Raw genomic sequence first — 17,485 nt, 5'->3', positions numbered from 1 at the left:
CGCGCCCTGGGTGAAGGGTTGACCACACCCCGGTGTGGTCAACCCTTCACCCAGAGCCGTCAGAGGCCGGCCGGGCCAGGTGGGTGACGTCGAAGTCCCACCCTGGCCGCCAGGCGAACTCCTCGCCGGCCAGCGTCTCCAGCGCGGTCCCCGCGACGGCGTGGTCGAGGGCCCAGCGGGTGGCCACGTGGCCGACCACGAGGACGCGCTGCCCGGACCAGCGGGTCGCGATGTCCCGCAAGGCCCCGGTGACCCGGTCCACCGCCTGCCGCCAGTTCTCCCCGCCTGGGTAGGGGACGTCGAGGTGCGCGTCCCGGGAGCCCTGGACCAGCGTCGAGGGGGCTCCGCTCCACGCGCCGTAGTCGCACTCCCGCAGCCGCCAGTCGTGCAGGACAGGCACGTCGGCCCCGGCGAAGGCGACCGCCACCGTGTGCACCGCCCGGGCCAGGTCGGAGGTGAACACCGCCGCCAGCCCGTCGTCGCGACGGCGCTCGCCGAGCAGGACGGCCTGCTGCTGCCCCGCCGCCGAGAGCCGGCCGGGCAGCCAGCCGGTGGAGTGCCCCGACTCGTTGTCCTCGGTGGTCGCGTGCGTCTCGAACACGACGGTGGTGGTCATGGTGCCGACCGCTCAGTCGTCGTGGGTGGCGACGACGCGCTTGGGGGCCACCGAGCGCCACGCCTGCTCGAGCAGCTCGCCGAGGTCGTCCCACGCCGGGTCCCCGTCCCCGTCGAACGCGGTGAGGCGCGCGCCCACCCAGCCGCGCGGACCGACATACGGCGGCTTGAACCACCGCTGCCCGTCCCGGGCGATGAGGTCCTGCTGGACCTCGGTGGTGGCCTTGACCCACACCGCGTCCCAGGCCACCCCGTGGTGCCCGGGCATGAACATCGCCAGCGACTTCGCCCGCACCTGGAACTGCGGGTGCCCGACCCCGAAGTGCTCCTCGACCTCGGGCAGGTCCGAGAGCAGCTCGCGAACCCGGGCGAGCAGGGCGGGGTCGCCTGGCTCGTATCGGGGGTGCGGGCTCACCCGGTCATGACACCGCCGGGGGCGGCGGGTCGCAACACGTGAGCAAGCGCACGCCGGCCGGCCCTGTCCGCGCGCGGGAGGGTTCCGGCAGCATGGCGGGCGATCCGTGGACCGTCGGCAGGAGGAGCAGGGCATGCAGTTCGGGCGCAGCTACGAGGAGTTCGAGGTCGGCGCGGTCTACAAGCACTGGCCCGGGAAGACGGTCACCGAGTACGACGACCACCTCTTCTGCCTGCTGACGATGAACCACCACCCGCTGCACCTCGACAGCAACTACGCCGAGAAGACCACGCAGTTCGGCCAGAACGTCGTGGTCGGCAACTACATCTACTCGCTGCTGCTGGGCATGTCCGTGCCGGACGTCAGCGGCAAGGCGATCGCCAACCTCGAGATCGAGTCGCTGCGCCACGTCGCGCCGACCTTCCACGGCGACACGATCTACGGCGAGACGACGGTGCTCGACAAGTGGGAGTCGACCTCCAAGGACGACCGCGGCGTCGTCCACGTCGAGACCAAGGGCTACAAGCAGGACGGCACGCTGGTCTGCATCTTCCGCCGCAAGGTCATGGTCCCCAAGGAGAACTACCTCGAGGCGCGCGGCGGCGAGCAGCCCGGCCGCCCCGAGCTCGTGGAGCCCGCCCCCAAGGCCTGACGCCTCACCCCGGTATGCCGGGTGCCCGGCTGCCGCTGCTGGCCTCCGCCCAGCCGTGGCTGGTGGATCAGGGGAGCGGGTCAGGGGAAGGTGTGCTCGCTGCGGGTGCCGTCCGGGTTGGTCCACGACAGGGCGCGCAGCTGGTGTCCCACGGCCGCCCCACGGGGAGGGTCGAGCTCGAGGGCGAAGGCGGTCAGGTGTGCGCTCGGCAGCTGCTGCGTCTGCACGGTGCCGCTGGCGTGCGCGCCGGGCGCCAGCGTGAACCACACGTCGGTCGCGCCCTCGGGCAGCAGTCCGTAGGCGAAGCCTGCGTCGCGGCGCACGGGGTCCGTGCGCACCCACGCCGGCAGCGCAGGCCACGCGACCTCACGGCGGCCGACCTCCGGCGGGGTGCGCGCGGAGTCGACGACGGTGCCGACGTCGGCCCCCCAGTCCCGGCCGAAGGGGTCAGCCCACACGCTCACCTGGTTACCGCTGGTCTGAAGCGTGAAGGTCGCGACGAGGTCGCCGCTGGGGACCGAGGTGAAGCGGACTCCCTGGTGGTCGACCCAGCCGACGCCCAGGAACCGGGAGGCCGTCACCGCGTCCTCCGGCTGGACCCCCACCGCCTGGTAGCCGGTGTCCGGAAGCGGCGTCACGGCGACGTAGCTCGCCGACAGCGGCCGGCCCAGGAAGAACGCCGAGACCTCGAGCGCATCCGAGGGCACAACCCCCAGGATCACCCCGCCAGGTTCGGCGTTGCCGAACGCGGCCCCATTGCCCAGGCCTTCGGTGCTGCGCCCCCACAGCCGCTGCCGCTGCCCCGACGGGGCAAGCCGGTAGAAGTCCAGGGTGCTCCCTGGTGCGTCGAAGCCGACGACCACGGAGTACTCGCGGCCACCGAGCAGCAGGTTCGCCGAGACCGGTGGCCGCCGTACGAGGTCCGGCCCACCGATCGTGCGGTGGGACGACATGAGCATGCCCACTGCAAGCGCGGTGGCTGCCACGACCAGGACGAGCAGTGCGCTGGAGACGACGCGGACGGCCCGGCGGGTGCGCGCCTCCCGGTGACCCCGGTGCAGGATGGTCTCGGGATCGATGGTCAGCAGCGGTTCGGTCGCGTCGGCCAGCACGGAGCGGATGTCGGCCTCGAGGTCGGATCGAGCACCTCGGCCTCCCCACACGTGGCGTGGCGGCGGCCGGACGCCGGTGCACAGCCGGGCCATCGCCCGGGATGCGGCGCTCCTGACCGCGCTCGCAGGGATGTCGAGGAGGTCGGCGACGGCCGGCTCGGGCAGCCGGGTGTCGTAGCGCAGCACGATGACGCGACGCTGCTGGACGGGGAGCTGTTGAAGCCGCCGGACGACGTCGTCACTCCGGCCCCCACCGGGGGAGGTCACCGCGGCGTGGCTGACCGAGTGCCCTGATGCGGCGACCTGGGGACGGCAGGTGCGCCGTGCGTGCACCCGGAGGTTGACCAGGACCCGGCGCGCCCAGCCGAGGCCGTCCTCCTGCCGGGCCCGGGGCCAGGCGCCGCAGGTCCTGGCCAGGGCTGTCTGCGCGAGGTCCTGCGCACGGTCGGCATCCCCGGTGAGCAGCCAGGCGGTCCGCAGCAGCGAGGGCGCAACCTGACCCATGAACGCGGTGAACTCCGCGTCGCCCTTGGTCGTGTCCAGTGCCGTCATCACGTCCTCGTGCCTCCAGTGTGAACGGCACACGGCGTTCCCGAAAGACGCCGCCCTGCAACCGGTCCCGTGCTCTCAGCGGTAGTGGTTGCCCGTCCACGTCGGGCCAGGGTTGACGTACCCGACATCCGTCAGCTGACCGGACTTCGGGTCGCGTCCGTCGGCCCGCGTGAGCTCGATGACGAAGGCGCGGTAGTCCTCGCCGGGAAGGGGGCGCTGGTCGCTGTTCGTCTCCGCCGAGTGCACGCCCGGCCCGAACTCGGGATGCAGCTCGGGGGCCCCGATCCGGTCGATGCCGTAGGCGAGCACCTTGCCATCCCGGGTCGTGACGAGGCGGGCCCAGATCCGGTCCTCGCCCTCAGGCAGCGTCGTGGCGCCGAGCTGCTCCAGCCGGCCACCCTCGCTGACCTCTGCCCGCATCACCGGCGTGGCCGCCGAGCGGTCGAGGGTGACCGTGAGCTTGTCCCCGCCGGAGAGGGTGAACGCGACGCCCTCAGTCGGGGGGTACGCGCGCAGCACCCCCGCCGAGCTGGTCCAGGTCACGCGGGACAGTGGGGCCTCGTCGGACCTGGCCGCCGGGACCTGGGCGGCGAACGCCTCGAAAGGGGTGCCGGGCAGGGCCCGGGTGCTGACCGGAACGCGCGCCGCCTCGTCCACGCCGGAGACGGCCCGCACCGCACGGGCACCGGCGGGCACGACCCCGAGCACCACCGCGGAGCCGGGCCCGTAACCCCACGTCGCCTGGTCGGCGCCCAGGCCCTTGGTGCTGCTGCCACCCAGCTGCTGCCGGTGCCCTGAACCGTCGAGGCGGTAGAAGTCGAGGTTGGTGTCGTCCTTGGGGTCGAAGCCGAGAGACACGACGTAGCGCTGGCCGCCGATTCCCAGCGTGGCGGTGACGGGCGGCTGCACACCGGGCCCGGAGCCGTCAGCCGGCCCGGCTGGGTGCCTCGCGCCGCCGATCACTCCGCCGCCGATCACTCCGCCGCCGATCACTCCGCCGCCGAGCACCCCGGCGCCGACGGCGGCGACCAAGGCGGCGGCGAGGGTGAGGGCGGACACCCGGGCCGTGCGGTGGATGCGGACGGTCCGCCGGCCCTGCCGCAGCACGGCCTCGGGGTCGAAGGAGAGGGCAGGCGGGGGAGTCGCGTCGGCCAGGGCAGTGCGCAGGTCGTCCTCGAGTCGCGTGCTCATCGCTGGCTCCCTTCGCCGGCGGTCTTGGTGGCCAGGTGGGTCCGCAGGGCGGCCAGCCCCCGCGAGGCGGCGCTCTTGACGGCGCCGACCGAGATGCCGAGGGACTCGGCGACGGCCTGCTCGGACAGGTCGGTGTAGTAGCGCAGGACGATGACCCGTCGCTGCTGGGCCGGAAGCCGCTGGAGCAGCCGGACCACCTCGTCCCGGTGGTCGACGACGCTGGACCCCTGTGGTGCAACGCTTTCGGGCAGCTCAGGCGAGGCGACCTCGCGACGCGAGCGGCGCCATACATCGGTCTTGTGGTTGACCAGGATCCGGCGCGCGTAGGCCAGCGCGTCCTCGCGCCGGACCCGGGGCCAGGCCACGTAGGTCTTGACCAGCGCCGCCTGCACGAGCTCCTGCGCCCGGTCGCCATCGCCCGTCAGCAGCCACGCGGTGCGCAGCAGCGACGCGCCGGCCTGGGCCATGAACGCGGTGAACTCCGCGTCCCGCCCGGCCTTGTCAGCTGTCCCCATCGGTCCCCTCCTGCGGCGTCACTGTCCTCTACGGAGACACCGGCCGGAAGGTTGCCTCGCCGCGCGCTGGTCCGGGACAGGGGCCGCGCTGCCTTAACCTTGAGCCCGTGCCGATCGACCTCCACACCCACTCCACGGCCAGTGACGGCACCCAGCCGCCCGGCGAGGTCGTGGCGTCGGCGCTGGCGGCCGGGCTCGACGTGGTCGGCCTGACCGACCACGACACGACGGCCGGCTGGGACGAGGCGGCGGCCGCCGCGGTGGAGCTCGGCATCGACCTGGTGCGCGGCATCGAGGTCTCCTGCCAGCACGAGGGCATCAGCATCCACCTGCTGGCCTACCTGCCGGACCCGGCGGCGCCGGCGCTGCTCGAGGAGATCAACCGCTCGCGCGAGAGCCGCGAGACGCGGGCCCAGCGGATGGTCGAGGCGCTCGCCGAGGACCTGCCGATCACCTACGAGGAGGTGCTCGAGCACACCCAGCCGGGCACCAGCCTGGGCCGGCCGCACATCGCCGACGCCCTGGTCGCCAAGGGCCTGGTGCGCTCGCGGGGGCACGCGTTCTCCAAGTACCTGCACCACGACAGCCCGTACTACATGCGCTACTACGCCCCGGACCCGATCCGGGCGGTGCAGGCCGTCGTCGAGGCCGGGGGAGTGCCGGTCATGGCGCACCCGTTCGCGTACAAGCGCGGGCTGGTCGTCCACGACGAGGTGATCGAGGAGATGGCCCACGCGGGGCTGGCGGGCCTGGAGGTCTACCACCGCGACCACCTCGACCCCGACGACCCGGACGACGCCGGGGTCGACACGGTGCGGCACGGCCTGGCCCTGGCGCGGCAGCTGGGGCTGTTCGTCACCGGGTCCAGCGACTACCACGGAGCCGGCAAGGTCAACCGGCTCGGTGAGCACACGACGGATCCCGCCGTGCTGAAGCAGATCGAGGAAAGGGCTACAGGAGTTCCCGTGGTGCGGCAGTGAGCAACCTGATCGACCTCCAGCTGTTCGGGTCGGTCTTCGTCACCCTCGTGGTGATCATGGACCCGCCGGGGGCGCTGCCCATCTTCATCGGCCTGACCGCCTCGCTGACCCACAAGCAGCGCGTGGCCGCCGCACGCAGGGCCTCCCTCGTCGCGCTCGGCGTCATCGCGGCGTTCGCGGTGTTCGGCCAGCAGATCCTCACCTACCTGGGCATCACGCTGCCCTCGCTCCAGGGCGCGGGCGGCCTGCTGCTGCTCATCGTCGCGCTGGAGCTGCTGACCGGGCAGGAGTCGGAGCAGCACGCCGACGCGGGCGTCAACGTCGCGCTCGTGCCGCTGGGCACCCCGCTGCTGGCCGGGCCGGGTGCGATCGTGGCCACGATGCTGTTCGTCCAGCGCTCGCACGAGGTCTCGCAGTACGTCGCCGTCGGGCTCGGCCTGCTGGCCTGCCTGGCCGTCGTGTGGCTGTTCCTGCGCTACGCCGGGGAGGTCCACCGGGTCCTCAAGGACAGCGGCACGACGCTGCTGACCCGGGTGGCCGGACTGCTGCTCTCGGCCATCGCGGTGCAGATGATCGCCGACTCCGTGCGCGCGTTCGTCAGTGGTCGCGGCTAACCTGCCGCGCATGAGCCCGACCCCGACCGGCGCGCCGGTGCAGCAGGCGTTCGGCGGCATGCCGACGCCGCTCTACTCCGCGAGCCCGAGCCGGCTGCTGGCCTGGCTGGACTGCCCGCGGCGCTACCGCATGTCCTACCTGGACCGGCCGAGGCCGGTTGCCCGGCCGCAGCGGGCACACACCTCCTTCGGGGTGGCCGTGCACAACGCCCTGCGCGACTTCTGGGACCTTGCACCGGTGGACCGGACCCCGGCTGCCGGCGCGCGCCTGGTGCGCAGCGCGTGGATCGACCTCGGCTTCCGTGACCCCGAGCAGTCCACCCGGTGGCGGGAGAAGGCCCAGCAGCAGGTGGCCTCCTACCTCGAGGGCGTCGACCCCCATGCGGCGCCGCTGGGGATCGAGCGCACCGTCGCGCTCAAGACCGGCTCGCTCGCCCTGAGCGGGCGCATCGACCGCCTCGACGAGCGCGGGGGCGAGCTGGCCGTCGTCGACTACAAGACCAGCCGGGTCGCCCCCGGTGCGGACGATGCCCGCACGTCCCTGCCGCTGGCCCTGTATGCCGTGGCCGCGGCTCGCATGTTCCGTCGCCCCTGCACGACGGTGGAGCTGCACCACGTGCCCTCCGGCGAGGTCGCGGTGCACGAGCACACCCCGGAGTCGTTGCAGCGCAAGGTCGCCGAGGCCGAGTCGATCGCGAGCGACCTGCGCCGGGCTGACGCCGACTACAAGGAGGTCGGGGTCGAGTCGCGCCACTTCGCGCCCCGCACCTCGCCGCTGTGCAGCTGGTGCGACTTCCGCGCGCACTGCCCCGAGGGGCAGGCCATGGGGCCGGAGAAGTCCTCCTGGGCGGCGCTGGAGCCCGACGGCGCCCCCGCCCAGGGCTGACGGCCTGCCGGGGTCGGGTGACGGGTCAGTCCTGCGGGCCGCGGCCGCGGTGGAGCTCGGCGTCGATGTCAGCCTCGGTGATCGGCCGGCGCCACAGCACGTCCCACGCGTTGAGGACGAGGCCGATGCCCCAGCCGGCGATGACCCAGATCGGCCAGAAGTAGCCGCGGCCGGTCATGGCCCACACGCCGATGAGGAACGCGTTGATGACTACGTAGGCCACGACGTGCCCGGTCAGCCCCCGGCGCGCCTCGACGCGCTTGCGGGCCTGCTCCCGGGCGTTTGCCGCGGATGGGCTTCCAGCCTGGTCGCCGCGGTCGGACGGGACCGGCTCCTGACCGGCGGGCATCGTCGTCATGGCACACCTCCTGCAGTCACTGCCAGCATGGTGCGGGCGCCCCGAGCCTCCGGAGAGGCAAAGGTCCCTGCGGTCTCGAGCGCCCCGCGCCGGTGAGGTCGCGGTCACGGACAGACCGGGCCACCCCTGCCATGCTTGGCCCGACGTCGGCAGGACGACCACGGCACGGAGGAGGGGCACAGTGGCACGGGGACAGGCACGCGGGGGCCGGACGGCCGCAGCAGCGGAGCGCGGGAGCGCGACCGTCATCGCCGTGGCCAACCAGAAGGGCGGCGTGGCCAAGACCACCTCGGTCGCCTCGCTGGGAGCGGCCTTCGCCGAGCTCGGCCGCCGCGTGCTGCTGGTCGACCTCGACGCCCAGGCGTGCCTGACCTTCAGCCTCGGGGTGGACCCCGACGAGGTGGAGACCAGCATCAACGAGGTGCTGCTCGGCAAGGTCGATGCCGGCGAGGCGTTGGTGGAGTGCGCCGACGGCGTGCACCTCATCCCGAGCATGATCGAGCTCGCGGGTGCCGAGGCCCAGCTGCTGCCCCGGCCGGGACGGGAGTACGTCCTGCGGACCGCCCTGGAGCCGCTGCTGGGTGACTACGACGTCGTGCTGCTGGACTGCTCGCCCTCGCTGGGGGTGCTCACCCTCAACGCGCTGACCGCCGCCCAGGGCCTGATCATCCCCATGCCGTGCGAGATGCTCAGCCACCGCGGGGTGGGCCAGCTGCTCGACACCGTCGCCGACGTGCAGAAGATCCTCAACCGCGACCTCGAGGTCCTGGGCATCCTGCCGACGATGTACGACGGGCGCAGCAACCACGCCCAGGCGGTGCTCGCCGACGTGGGGGAGCGCTACGACCTGCCGGTGCTCAGCCCGCCGATCCCCAAGACGGTCCGCTTCGCCGAGGCCCCGGCGGTCGGTCGCTCGATCCTGGCCACGGCACGCACGTCCCGCGGCGCGCAGGCCTACCGTGACGTCGCCGCGTCGTTGGTGGCCGGCCTCTGACGCCGGTGTGACGAATCTCTGAACCAGGCGACTGCCCGGAATACTGATCTTTTGTGGTGACTTGTCCACTGTCGGTGACCAACCGCGAACCGTGAAGGAGACACCACATGTCCCGCACTGCTGCCCTGTCCGCTGCCTCTGCCGGCGCGCCCCTGCAGGCCACCACCATCGAGACCCGCGAGCTGCGCGACGACGACGTGCTGATCGACGTGAAGTTCGCCGGCATCTGCCACAGCGACATCCACCAGGTCCGCGAGGAGTGGGGCCCGGCCATCTTCCCGATGGTCCCCGGCCACGAGATCGCGGGCGTCGTGTCCGAGGTCGGCTCCGGCGTGACGAAGTACAAGGTGGGCGACCGCGTGGGCGTCGGCTGCATGGTCGACTCCTGCGGCGAGTGTGAGCACTGCAAGGACGGCCAGGAGCAGTTCTGCACCAAGGGTGCCGTCATGACGTACAACGGCGAGGGCTACGACGGCGAGAAGACCAAGGGCGGCTACAGCCAGGCCGTGGTCGTCTCCGAGCGCTTCGCCGTGCGCATCCCCGACGGCCTCGAGCTCGACGTCGCCGCGCCGCTGCTGTGCGCCGGCATCACGACCTACAACCCGCTCAAGCGCTGGGGTGCCGGCCCCGGCAAGAAGGTCGCCGTCGTCGGCATGGGCGGCCTGGGCCACATGGGCGTGAAGTTCGCCGCGGCGCTGGGCGCCGAGGTGACCGTCCTGAGCCGGTCGCTGGCCAAGCAGGAGGACGCCAGGGCCTTCGGCGCCACCGACCACCGCTCCACCGCCGAGGAGCAGACGTTCGAGGACCTCAAGGGCTCCTTCGACCTGATCCTCAACACGGTCAGCGCGAACCTGCCGGTCGACGCCTACCTGTCGCTGCTCAAGCCGCTCGGCGCCATGGTCAACGTGGGCGCCCCGAGCGACCCCGACACGTTCAACGCGTTCTCGCTCATCGGCGGCAGCAAGGTCCTCGCCGGCTCCAACATCGGCGGCATCGCCCAGACCCAGGAGATGCTCGACTTCGCCGCGGAGCACGGCATCGGCGCCACGATCGAGACGATCAGCGCCGACCAGGTCAACGACGCCTACGAGAAGGTCGTGTCCTCCGGCGTGCGCTACCGCTACGTCATCGACACCGCCACGATCGGCGCCTGACCCGAGGGTCGTCATCCGGCAGGGCCCGCACACCCCACGGGTTGTGCGGGCCCTGCCTTGTATGCCGTGCCGTCACCTTCCGACGTGCGCCGCCCAGTAGGCCACCAGGGGATCCATCGCTGCGGTGGCGGCGCGCATCTCCACCGGGGTGCCGGACAGGCTCGAGGCTGCGGCCTCGCGCAAGCTGGGGCTGAGCACCACCTGGCCGGTCCAGTGCCGCCCCGGGCCGGGTACCTCGAGGTTGACCTGGGGATGGGCCTGGCCCGGGTCGCGACGGCTCGCCAGGATTGTGTCCATCACGGGCTGCCAGTGGCCGGCTGCGAGCCCGGGCAGCCGCACCTGCAGGAACGGGGTCCGCGCCGGGTCGGCGTAGGGGAGCACCCAGTGCAGGCAGGTCGGCTGCCCGGTGGCCGCCAAGTGGGTCATCAGTGCCGCCGCCGTGGCCAGTGCGGCGGCGGGACCGGTGTAGGCGGTGTCGACAGCGCCCCCGGAAGGGCAGTCCTGCGCCGGGTCCGGGGGGAGCTCATCCGGGCGGGTCGGGTCCAGCGGGCCGGAGCCGGTCCAGGCCCGCACCGTGTCCACCCCGTCCGGGAGCGCCCCGGCCAGCGCAGGCAGGGCACTGCCCCGGGCCAGCCGCACGTCCAGCGTTGCGGACGCCGGTTGCCCGGGGCGGCCGACCAGCCGCAGCGCAGCCATCGCCACGCCGGGCACGTTCCGCACCGCCGGGAGCGTCCGCGCCGACCACGCGCCGAGGTCGAAGGCCGGCCGGTAGCCGACGTCCTGCCCGCCGATGAGGTACTCGTGGTGGGCCGGGATGCCGAAGCCGAGTGCGCTGACCGCGGCATTCGTCTCCGCGACGGTGGGGGAGTCGCGGCCCACCGTCAGACGGGTCTGCGTCGAGCCGGGCCGGTCCGCAGCACTCACGGCGAGCTCGACGGGCCGGGCGCCCTCGATGCGCACCGCCGAGGCGAACGCGCGCATCGCCCTGGGGGAGGGTTCCGGCCCGGTCGCCAGGGTCAGCTGGTGTCGCGTGCCGTTGGCACGAAAGGTGAGGGCCCCCTCTGCAGAAGCCCAGGGTGCGCCCCAGCTCCGGGGCTGAGGCCGGACGGCGGCCAGGCGGGCGAGGACCCTCCTGGCGGCGGGGAGGAGGGCGTCCTCACCCCGGAGGAGGGCGGTCGACTCCGGCGGCCAGGGCGTCCACGCCAGCCTGGCGCCCACGAGCCCGGGCACTGACTGGAACGCCTCGAGCACGGTCCTGCGCCGGTCGTTGTCGGCTGCCTTCGGGGTCACGACCACCGTGGTTGCACCGGCGGTCAGCTGCACGCTGAAGGAGAGAAAGTCCTGCCCGTGCCCGGCGGCGTAGTCCTGGAAGGCGCGCTGGAACGGCCGCAGCCGCGCGGCGCTCAGCGGGCCGGTGAAGGTCACCTCGGCGCTGGGGGACGGAACCGTCCCCGCCTCGACCCCGTCCCCGTGGTCCAGGTGCCTGGGGGCGAACCGGTCGATGGAGATGACGCCGGGCTGGCGCTCGAGCCAGAGCCGGAACTGGTCGTCCGCCGTGAGCCCGTGGACGCGCGCGAACACCACGGTGGCCGCCACGATGACGGTCGCCAGCGCGGCGGTGACGGCCCAGATGGCCCGGGGCGGAAGCCCTCCCATAGGGGCACGATGACATCGCGTGCCAGGTCAGGAGGCTGTCGTGACCGATCTGCAACGGCCCGGTCCCCGGTGAGGACGACGAAAGCGACACCTCCGCGGGGGATGTGTCGCTTTCGTCGACCTTGGTGAGGTCGTGGTGCTCGCGGGCGGGGGTCAGGCCTGGGCATCGCCCGAGGTCTGGCCGCCGCGGGTGCGGCGGCGGTTGCGCTGGCGGCGCGGCTTGTCGGCGTCGCCGCGGCTGCCGGCGCCCTCGCTGCCGGCCTCCGCCGCGCCCTCGGTGCGGGCGGCGGGACGACGGCTGCGCGTGCGGCCGCGCGAGCCCTCCTCGCTGCCGTGACGGCCGCCCTGCTCGCGGTCGCCGCGGCCACCACCGGAGCCGCCCTTGCCGGCGCGCTTGCCGGTCTCGCCCAGGTCCTCGACCGCCTCGGCCTCGAGGCCCTCGCGGGTGCGCGCGGACTTGGGCAGGGTGCCCGTGGCGCCGGTGGGGATGTCGAGGTCGGTGTAGAGGTGCTCGGAGGAGGAGTAGGTCTCCTGCGGCTCGGGGATGCCGAGGTCGAGGACCTTGTTGATCAGCGCCCAGCGGTGCAGGTCGTCCCAGTCCACGAACGTGACCGCGATGCCGGTGTTGCCGGCGCGGGCGGTGCGCCCGATGCGGTGCAGGTAGGTCTTCTCGTCCTCGGGGCACTGGTAGTTGATGACGTGCGTGACGTTCTCGACGTCGATGCCGCGGGCCGCGACGTCGGTGGCGACGAGGATGTCGACCTTGCCGTTGCGGAACGCGCGCAGTGCCTGCTCGCGGGCGCCCTGCCCGAGGTCGCCGTGGATGGCGGCGGCAGCGAAGCCCCGCGCGGCGAGCTCGTCGGCCACCTTGGCCGCGGTGCGCTTGGTGCGGCTGAAGATGATGGTCAGGCCGCGCTCCCTGGCCTGGAGCATCCGGGCCAGCATCTCGACCTTGTCCATCGCGTGCGCGCGGTAGACGAACTGCTCGACGGCCTTGACCGTGTGGGCGTTCTCCTGGTCGTCGCCCATCGCACGGATGTGCGTCGGCTGGCTCATGTAGCGACGGGCCAGGGCCACGACGGCGCCCGGCATGGTCGCGGAGAACAGCATCGTCTGGCGCGAGCCCGGGGTCATGGCGAGGAGCTTCTCGACGTCGGGCAGGAAGCCCAGGTCGAGCATCTCGTCGGCCTCGTCGAGGACCACGCTCTTGACGTGGGACAGGTCGAGGTAGCCCTGCTGGGCCAGGTCGATGAGCCGGCCGGGCGTGCCGACGACGACCTCGACGCCACGCTTGAGCGCCTCGACCTGCGGCTCGTAGGCCCGGCCGCCGTAGACGGTCAGGACCCGCACGCCGCGCTTCTTGCCGGCGCGCTCGAGGTCGCTGGAGACCTGGACGGCCAGCTCACGGGTCGGGGCGACGGCCAGCGCCTGCGGCTTGCCGGCGTGCGGCAGCGACGCGAACGCCTCGTCCTGCGGGCTGACGACGCGCTGGATCATCGGCACGCCGAAGCCCAGCGTCTTGCCGGTGCCGGTCTTGGCCTGGCCGATGATGTCGTGGCCGCCGAGGGCGACCGGCAGGGTCATCGCCTGGATCGGGAAGGGGTGGATGATGCCGGCGTCCGCGAGGGCGGCGACGATCTCGGGGTGGACGTCGAAGTCGGCAAAGGTCTGCTCGGCAGTGGTCATGGAGTTCTCTCGGATCGGGCGGGGGCCACACGCGGGACCGGCGTCATGCCGTCCGGGCTCGCGGGCCGCACCTGCTCTTGAGCGGGCCGATCGGAGTTCTTCAGGGGCGCCGCAGGGAGACGTCCTGCGGCTGATTCGTGCCGACCGGGCACCATCTGTCAGCAGGCAGTCTAGCTGCGAGCAACTACTGTGTGCGTCCATGGCCGATGTCGAGCACGAGAACGTCCCGCCGGACACCGACCCGTTCACCGACGACCCGGGCTACCAGGCGGCCGTCGTGGACCTCCTCGGTGCCCTCGCCTACGGAGAGCTGACCGCCTTCTCCCGGCTCGCCGCCGACGCCGAGCTCGCCCCCGGCCAGCCGGCCAAGGCGGCGCTGGCCCGCCTGGCCGTTGCAGAGTTCCACCACTACGAGGCCCTGGTCGCCCGGATCGCCGAGATGGGCGTGGACCCCGAGGAGGCGATGGCGCCGTTCATCCCGGCCATCGACGCCTTCCACGACCGCACCAAGCCCAGCGGCTGGCTCGAGGGCCTGGTCAAGGCCTACGTCGGCGACGGCATCGCCACCGACTTCTACCGCGAGATCTCCGCCTACGTGGACCCCTCGACCCAGGTGCTCGTGCGCTCGGTGCTCGAGGACATGGGCCAGGCCGACTTCGCGGTGCGCACCGTCCGTGAGGCCATCGACGAGGACCCGCGCATCGCCGGCCGGCTCGCCCTGTGGGGCCGCCGCCTCGTCGGCGAGGCGCTCAGCCAGGCGCAGCGGGTCGCCGTCGAGCGCGACGCCCTCGCCTCGCTGCTGGTCGGCGGCAGCAACCGCCCCGGCGCCGACCTGGCCGAGATCGGGCGAATGTTCGCGCGGCTGACCGACGAGCACACCCGGCGCATGGGGCGGCTGGGGCTGGCCGCCTGACGCGCGAGCCGCGCCCGCGGCATACAGGCGGGTATGACGAGGGGTCCCGTCCGTGGCGGACGGGACCCCTCGCGCGGTGCCGGGCGGGTCAGGCCGAGCGGCGCCCCATGATGCGCTCGTAGCCGACCACGAGGATCGCGGCGACGACGATGCTGAAGATCCAGCGGATCCAGTCGATCCCGCCGGTGGCGGCGACGCCGAACAGGCCGGCCAGCCAGTAGCCGATCAGGGCACCGAGGATGCCGATGATCACGGTCATGATCATGCCGATGCGCTGCCGCCCCGGCAGGAAGAGCCGGGCCAGGACGCCGATGACCGCCCCGAAGATGATGGTGCCGACAATGGTCACGGACTGCTCCTTTCCAGCGCCGGGAGGCGCGTGAGGGGAGGACGGGTGACGTCCCTGGGACAACGGTAGCCACGGGTGGCGGGCTGTGGCCTCGTACGCGCGGAGCAGGTGGGTACGCGAACGGGCGGCCTCCGCGAAGGAGGCCGCCCGTGTCAGCGGTGGCTCAGAGCCGGCCGAAGCCGACCTTGCCCTTCTCCGCGGCGCCGATGTCGATGTAGCCGATGCTGGCGACGGGGACGAGGACCAGGCGGCCCTTCTCGTCGGTGAGGCTGAGCAGACCGCCATCGGCCAGCGCCTGGCGCACGGTCTCCGACACCTGCTCGGGGCTCTCGTCGGACTCGAGCGTGATCTCGCGCGCGACGTTCTGCACGCCGATCTTGACCTCCACGGCTTTGCCTTTCGTCAGTGGTGCTGGGAGCCGGCACGCCGGCTGTGGGGGAGTGAGGGCGGACCCCTGTCGAAGGCTAACCCGCGACGGGGTCGGAGCCTTCCCCGGAGACCTCGCCGTCCTTGATGTTGGGGAAGCCGCCGAGGCCGCGCCAGGACAGGGCGGCCACCAGCCGGGCCGCCTCGTCGCGCGGGATCGCCGAGCGCTGCGCCAGCCAGAAGCGGGCGCTGACCTGGGCCATGCCGGAGAGGGCCATGCCGAGCAGGTGCGCCTCGGGGTCGGGCAGGCCGGTGTCCTCGCTGATGACCTCGGCGATCGCCTCGGCGCAGTCCTGGGAGACCTTGTCGACGCGCTCGCGGACGGCGGCCTCGTTGGTCAGGTCGGACTCGAAGATGAGCCGGTAGCCGGCGCCGTGGCTGTCGACGAAGTCGAAGTAGGCCTGGATGCTGGCGGCGACCCGCAGCTTGTTGTCCGTGGTGCTGGACAGGGCCTCGCGCACGAGGTCGACCAGCTCCTGGCTGGTCTGGTCCAGCAGCGCGATGTAGAGGTCGAGCTTGCCCGGGAAGTGCTGGTAGAGCACGGGTTTGGACACCCCGGCCCGCTCGGCGATCTCGTCCATGGCGGCGGAGTGGTAGCCGGCCTCGACGAACACCTCCTGGGCGGCCTCGAGCAGCTGGGCGCGACGGGCAGACCGCGGCAGCCGTACCCCACGGCCTCGCGTGTCCGAGCTCAACGTCACCACGTGCCCCTTCCGGTCGTCATGCAGGCGTGAGCATCCTACGCGCGGGTAACCTCGACGGCATGGCACTGCCACCCCTGGTCGAGCCCGCCGCGGCGCTCTCGACCGCCGAGATCGCCCGTTATGCGCGCCATGCGCTCATCCCGGAGGTGGGGCTGGAGGGCCAGCGCCGGCTGCGGGGCGCCCGCGTCCTCGTGGTCGGGGCCGGGGGGCTGGGCTCGCCCGCGCTGATGTACCTCGCCGCCGCAGGGGTCGGCACGATCGGTATCGTCGACGACGACGTCGTGGAGACCTCCAACCTGCAGCGGCAGGTCGTCCACGGGGTCTCCGACGTCGGCCGGTCCAAGGCGCTGTCAGCCCAGGAGACCCTGGCCGAGGTCAACCCGTTCGTCACCGTCGAGCGCCACGAGCTGCGGCTGGACTCCTCCAACGCCCTGGAGGTCATCGGTGGCTACGACCTGGTCGTCGACGGCACCGACAACTTCCCGACCCGCTACCTCGTCAACGACGCGTGCGTGCTGCTGGGCAAGCCGCACGTGTGGGGCTCCATCTACCGGTTCGACGGGCAGGTCAGCGTCTGGTGGGCCGAGCACGGCCCCTGCTACCGCTGCGTCTTCCCCGAGCCGCCGCCGCCCGGGCTGGTGCCCTCGTGCGCCGAGGGCGGGGTGCTCGGCGTGCTGTGTGCGGCGATCGGTTCGGTGCAGGCGACCGAGGCGGTCAAACTCCTCGTCGGCATCGGCGAGCCGCTCGTGGGCCGGGTCATGGTCCACGACGCGCTGCGCCAGACGTGGGACGCCCTGCAGGTGCGCAAGGACCCCGGGTGCGCCGTGTGCGGGGAGTCCCCGACCGTCACCGAGCTCGTCGACTACGAGTGGTTCTGCGGTATGTCGAGTGGTTCCGTTGCCGAGGAGGGCGCGGGTTCCGCTGCGGCGCAGGGGATCTCGGCCACCGACCTTGCGGCGATGCTCGAGAAGCGTTCCGGTGGCGAGGGCGGCGACGAGCTCGTCCTCGTCGACGTGCGCGGGCCGGAGGAGCGGGCGATCGCATCGATCCCCGGCGCCGAGCCGATCCACCTCGGCGAGTTCCGTTCCGGCGAAGCGGTGTCCAGGCTGCCGTTCGACCGGACCGTGGTCATCCACTGCAAGACCGGGGTGCGGTCCGCCGAGGCCGCCCGGATCCTGCGCGAGGCCGGCCACCCCGACGTGCGCAACCTCGAGGGCGGGGTCATCGCCTGGGTGCACGACGTCGACCCCACCCAGCCCGAGTACTGACCGGTGCCGACGACGCGGGCCGGCCACCCGGCATACGAGGAGGAGCGGGCCGAGGCGGAGGGTCTGGCAGCCGAGCTGCCGGACTACGCCGAGGCGGTGCTCGACGTCGCCGACTCCATCCCCGAGGGGAAGGTCCTGGCCTACGGCGACATCGCCGAGATCATCGGTCACGGCGGCCCGCGCCAGGTGGGCTCGGTGATGTCCCGCTACGGCTCGGCCACGACGTGGTGGCGGGTGATCCGGGCCTCCGGCGAGCCGCCGCCGGGGCTGGAGGACGAGGCGCTGGCGCACTACCGGGCCGAGGGCACCCCGCTGGTCGGCGGCCTGCTCGCCGGGCGGCGCGTCGACATGCGCCGGGCCCGGTGGGAGGGCCCGGCGGCGGGGGACGGGGAGGGCGGAGCGGCCGCTCGTCCCTGAGGTCGCGGTGTCGGACGCCCGTGATGGA

The 17,485-nt window shown here is 72.9% G+C and carries 20 protein-coding genes; 9 read left to right on the top strand and 11 right to left on the bottom strand.

Annotated elements, in window-relative coordinates:
* Positions 1–46: 46 nt before the first annotated feature.
* Together AC3ANM_RS07115 and AC3ANM_RS07110 are read right to left on the bottom strand one after the other, a co-directional pair.
* Positions 47–616, bottom strand: a complete 570-nt coding sequence (locus tag AC3ANM_RS07115; RefSeq protein WP_488287443.1) for a histidine phosphatase family protein — start codon at positions 614–616, stop codon at positions 47–49.
* A 12-nt stretch (positions 617–628) separates the two neighbouring features.
* The gene (locus tag AC3ANM_RS07110; protein WP_488287442.1) at positions 629–1,030 is read right to left on the bottom strand and encodes an MmcQ/YjbR family DNA-binding protein; all 402 of its coding nucleotides are present in this window, start codon (positions 1,028–1,030) and stop codon (positions 629–631) included.
* Positions 1,031–1,136: 106 nt separating this feature from the next.
* On the opposite strand from AC3ANM_RS07110, the gene AC3ANM_RS07105 reads away from it, so the two are divergent.
* A complete protein-coding gene (locus AC3ANM_RS07105) occupies positions 1,137–1,682 on the top strand; it encodes a MaoC family dehydratase (RefSeq protein WP_488287441.1) in 546 nt (181 codons plus the stop codon).
* Positions 1,683–1,762: 80 nt separating this feature from the next.
* Here AC3ANM_RS07105 and AC3ANM_RS07100 read toward each other — a convergent pair whose 3' ends face one another.
* The 3 genes from AC3ANM_RS07100 to AC3ANM_RS07090 all read right to left on the bottom strand — a co-directional run bounded on the left by AC3ANM_RS07100 (position 1,763) and on the right by AC3ANM_RS07090 (position 5,052).
* Positions 1,763–3,346 carry a sigma factor-like helix-turn-helix DNA-binding protein gene (locus AC3ANM_RS07100; protein ID WP_488287440.1) on the bottom strand — a complete coding sequence of 528 codons (1,584 nt, stop codon included), beginning with the start codon at positions 3,344–3,346 and terminating at the stop codon, positions 1,763–1,765.
* Between the two features lie 75 nt (positions 3,347–3,421).
* Positions 3,422–4,537, bottom strand: coding sequence for a hypothetical protein (locus AC3ANM_RS07095; protein WP_488287439.1), 1,116 nt, complete (start codon positions 4,535–4,537; stop codon positions 3,422–3,424).
* Complete coding sequence (locus AC3ANM_RS07090) at positions 4,534–5,052, bottom strand: SigE family RNA polymerase sigma factor (RefSeq protein ID WP_488287438.1); 519 nt, start codon at positions 5,050–5,052, stop codon at positions 4,534–4,536. The genes AC3ANM_RS07095 and AC3ANM_RS07090 overlap by 4 nt, the downstream gene beginning before the upstream one ends.
* Before the next feature lie 107 nt (positions 5,053–5,159).
* Between AC3ANM_RS07090 and AC3ANM_RS07085 the strand changes: the two genes are divergently transcribed.
* From AC3ANM_RS07085 to AC3ANM_RS07075, 3 genes are read left to right on the top strand one after another with little or no spacing between them, the layout of a single operon-like run.
* Positions 5,160–6,032 carry a PHP domain-containing protein gene (locus tag AC3ANM_RS07085; protein ID WP_488287437.1) on the top strand — a complete coding sequence of 291 codons (873 nt, stop codon included), beginning with the start codon at positions 5,160–5,162 and terminating at the stop codon, positions 6,030–6,032.
* Complete coding sequence (locus AC3ANM_RS07080) at positions 6,029–6,646, top strand: MarC family protein (RefSeq protein ID WP_488287436.1); 618 nt, start codon at positions 6,029–6,031, stop codon at positions 6,644–6,646. Before AC3ANM_RS07085 ends, AC3ANM_RS07080 begins: the two co-directional genes overlap by 4 nt.
* A 10-nt stretch (positions 6,647–6,656) precedes the next feature.
* The gene (locus AC3ANM_RS07075) at positions 6,657–7,532 is read left to right on the top strand and encodes a RecB family exonuclease (protein ID WP_488287435.1); all 876 of its coding nucleotides are present in this window, start codon (positions 6,657–6,659) and stop codon (positions 7,530–7,532) included.
* Positions 7,533–7,557: 25 nt separating this feature from the next.
* Here the strand turns inward: AC3ANM_RS07075 and AC3ANM_RS07070 are convergent, their stop codons facing one another.
* Positions 7,558–7,890, bottom strand: a complete 333-nt coding sequence (locus tag AC3ANM_RS07070; RefSeq protein ID WP_488287434.1) for a 2TM domain-containing protein — start codon at positions 7,888–7,890, stop codon at positions 7,558–7,560.
* Positions 7,891–8,143: 253 nt separating this feature from the next.
* On the opposite strand from AC3ANM_RS07070, the gene AC3ANM_RS07065 reads away from it, so the two are divergent.
* Together AC3ANM_RS07065 and AC3ANM_RS07060 are read left to right on the top strand one after the other, a co-directional pair.
* The gene (locus tag AC3ANM_RS07065; RefSeq protein ID WP_488287433.1) at positions 8,144–8,884 is read left to right on the top strand and encodes a ParA family protein; all 741 of its coding nucleotides are present in this window, start codon (positions 8,144–8,146) and stop codon (positions 8,882–8,884) included.
* Between the two features lie 107 nt (positions 8,885–8,991).
* Positions 8,992–10,038: an NAD(P)-dependent alcohol dehydrogenase gene (locus tag AC3ANM_RS07060; protein WP_488287432.1), complete on the top strand. Its 1,047-nt coding sequence runs from the start codon at positions 8,992–8,994 to the stop codon at positions 10,036–10,038.
* Between the two features lie 72 nt (positions 10,039–10,110).
* On the opposite strand, the gene AC3ANM_RS07055 is transcribed toward AC3ANM_RS07060, so the two are convergent.
* Entirely contained in the window at positions 10,111–11,694 is a 1,584-nt protein-coding gene (locus AC3ANM_RS07055) for a hypothetical protein (protein WP_488287431.1), read from the bottom strand.
* A gap of 153 nt (positions 11,695–11,847) precedes the next feature.
* Complete coding sequence (locus tag AC3ANM_RS07050) at positions 11,848–13,380, bottom strand: DEAD/DEAH box helicase (RefSeq protein WP_488287430.1); 1,533 nt, start codon at positions 13,378–13,380, stop codon at positions 11,848–11,850.
* 199 nt (positions 13,381–13,579) lie between these two features.
* Here AC3ANM_RS07050 and AC3ANM_RS07045 point away from each other — a divergent pair, with 199 nt between their 5' ends.
* On the top strand, positions 13,580–14,293 hold the full coding sequence (locus tag AC3ANM_RS07045; RefSeq protein ID WP_488287429.1) for a ferritin-like fold-containing protein: 714 nt from the start codon (positions 13,580–13,582) through the stop codon (positions 14,291–14,293).
* Between the two features lie 88 nt (positions 14,294–14,381).
* On the opposite strand, the gene AC3ANM_RS07040 is transcribed toward AC3ANM_RS07045, so the two are convergent.
* From AC3ANM_RS07040 to AC3ANM_RS07030, 3 genes are all read right to left on the bottom strand, one after another.
* A complete protein-coding gene (locus AC3ANM_RS07040) occupies positions 14,382–14,642 on the bottom strand; it encodes a GlsB/YeaQ/YmgE family stress response membrane protein (protein ID WP_488287428.1) in 261 nt (86 codons plus the stop codon).
* Between the two features lie 163 nt (positions 14,643–14,805).
* Positions 14,806–15,030, bottom strand: a complete 225-nt coding sequence (locus AC3ANM_RS07035) for a DUF3107 domain-containing protein (protein WP_488287427.1) — start codon at positions 15,028–15,030, stop codon at positions 14,806–14,808.
* Positions 15,031–15,106: 76 nt separating this feature from the next.
* A complete protein-coding gene (locus tag AC3ANM_RS07030) occupies positions 15,107–15,772 on the bottom strand; it encodes a TetR/AcrR family transcriptional regulator (RefSeq protein ID WP_488287426.1) in 666 nt (221 codons plus the stop codon).
* 59 nt (positions 15,773–15,831) lie between these two features.
* On the opposite strand from AC3ANM_RS07030, the gene moeB reads away from it, so the two are divergent.
* The gene (gene moeB / locus AC3ANM_RS07025; protein WP_488287425.1) at positions 15,832–17,040 is read left to right on the top strand and encodes a molybdopterin-synthase adenylyltransferase MoeB; all 1,209 of its coding nucleotides are present in this window, start codon (positions 15,832–15,834) and stop codon (positions 17,038–17,040) included.
* Between the two features lie 3 nt (positions 17,041–17,043).
* Positions 17,044–17,457 (top strand): MGMT family protein, encoded by a 414-nt coding sequence (locus tag AC3ANM_RS07020; protein WP_488287424.1) that lies wholly within the window; start codon positions 17,044–17,046, stop codon positions 17,455–17,457.
* Positions 17,458–17,485: the final 28 nt, after the last annotated feature.

Source organism: Oryzihumus sp. JJN4-3R (genome assembly GCF_057747915.1).
This window is presented reverse-complemented; position numbering and strand designations above follow the sequence as displayed.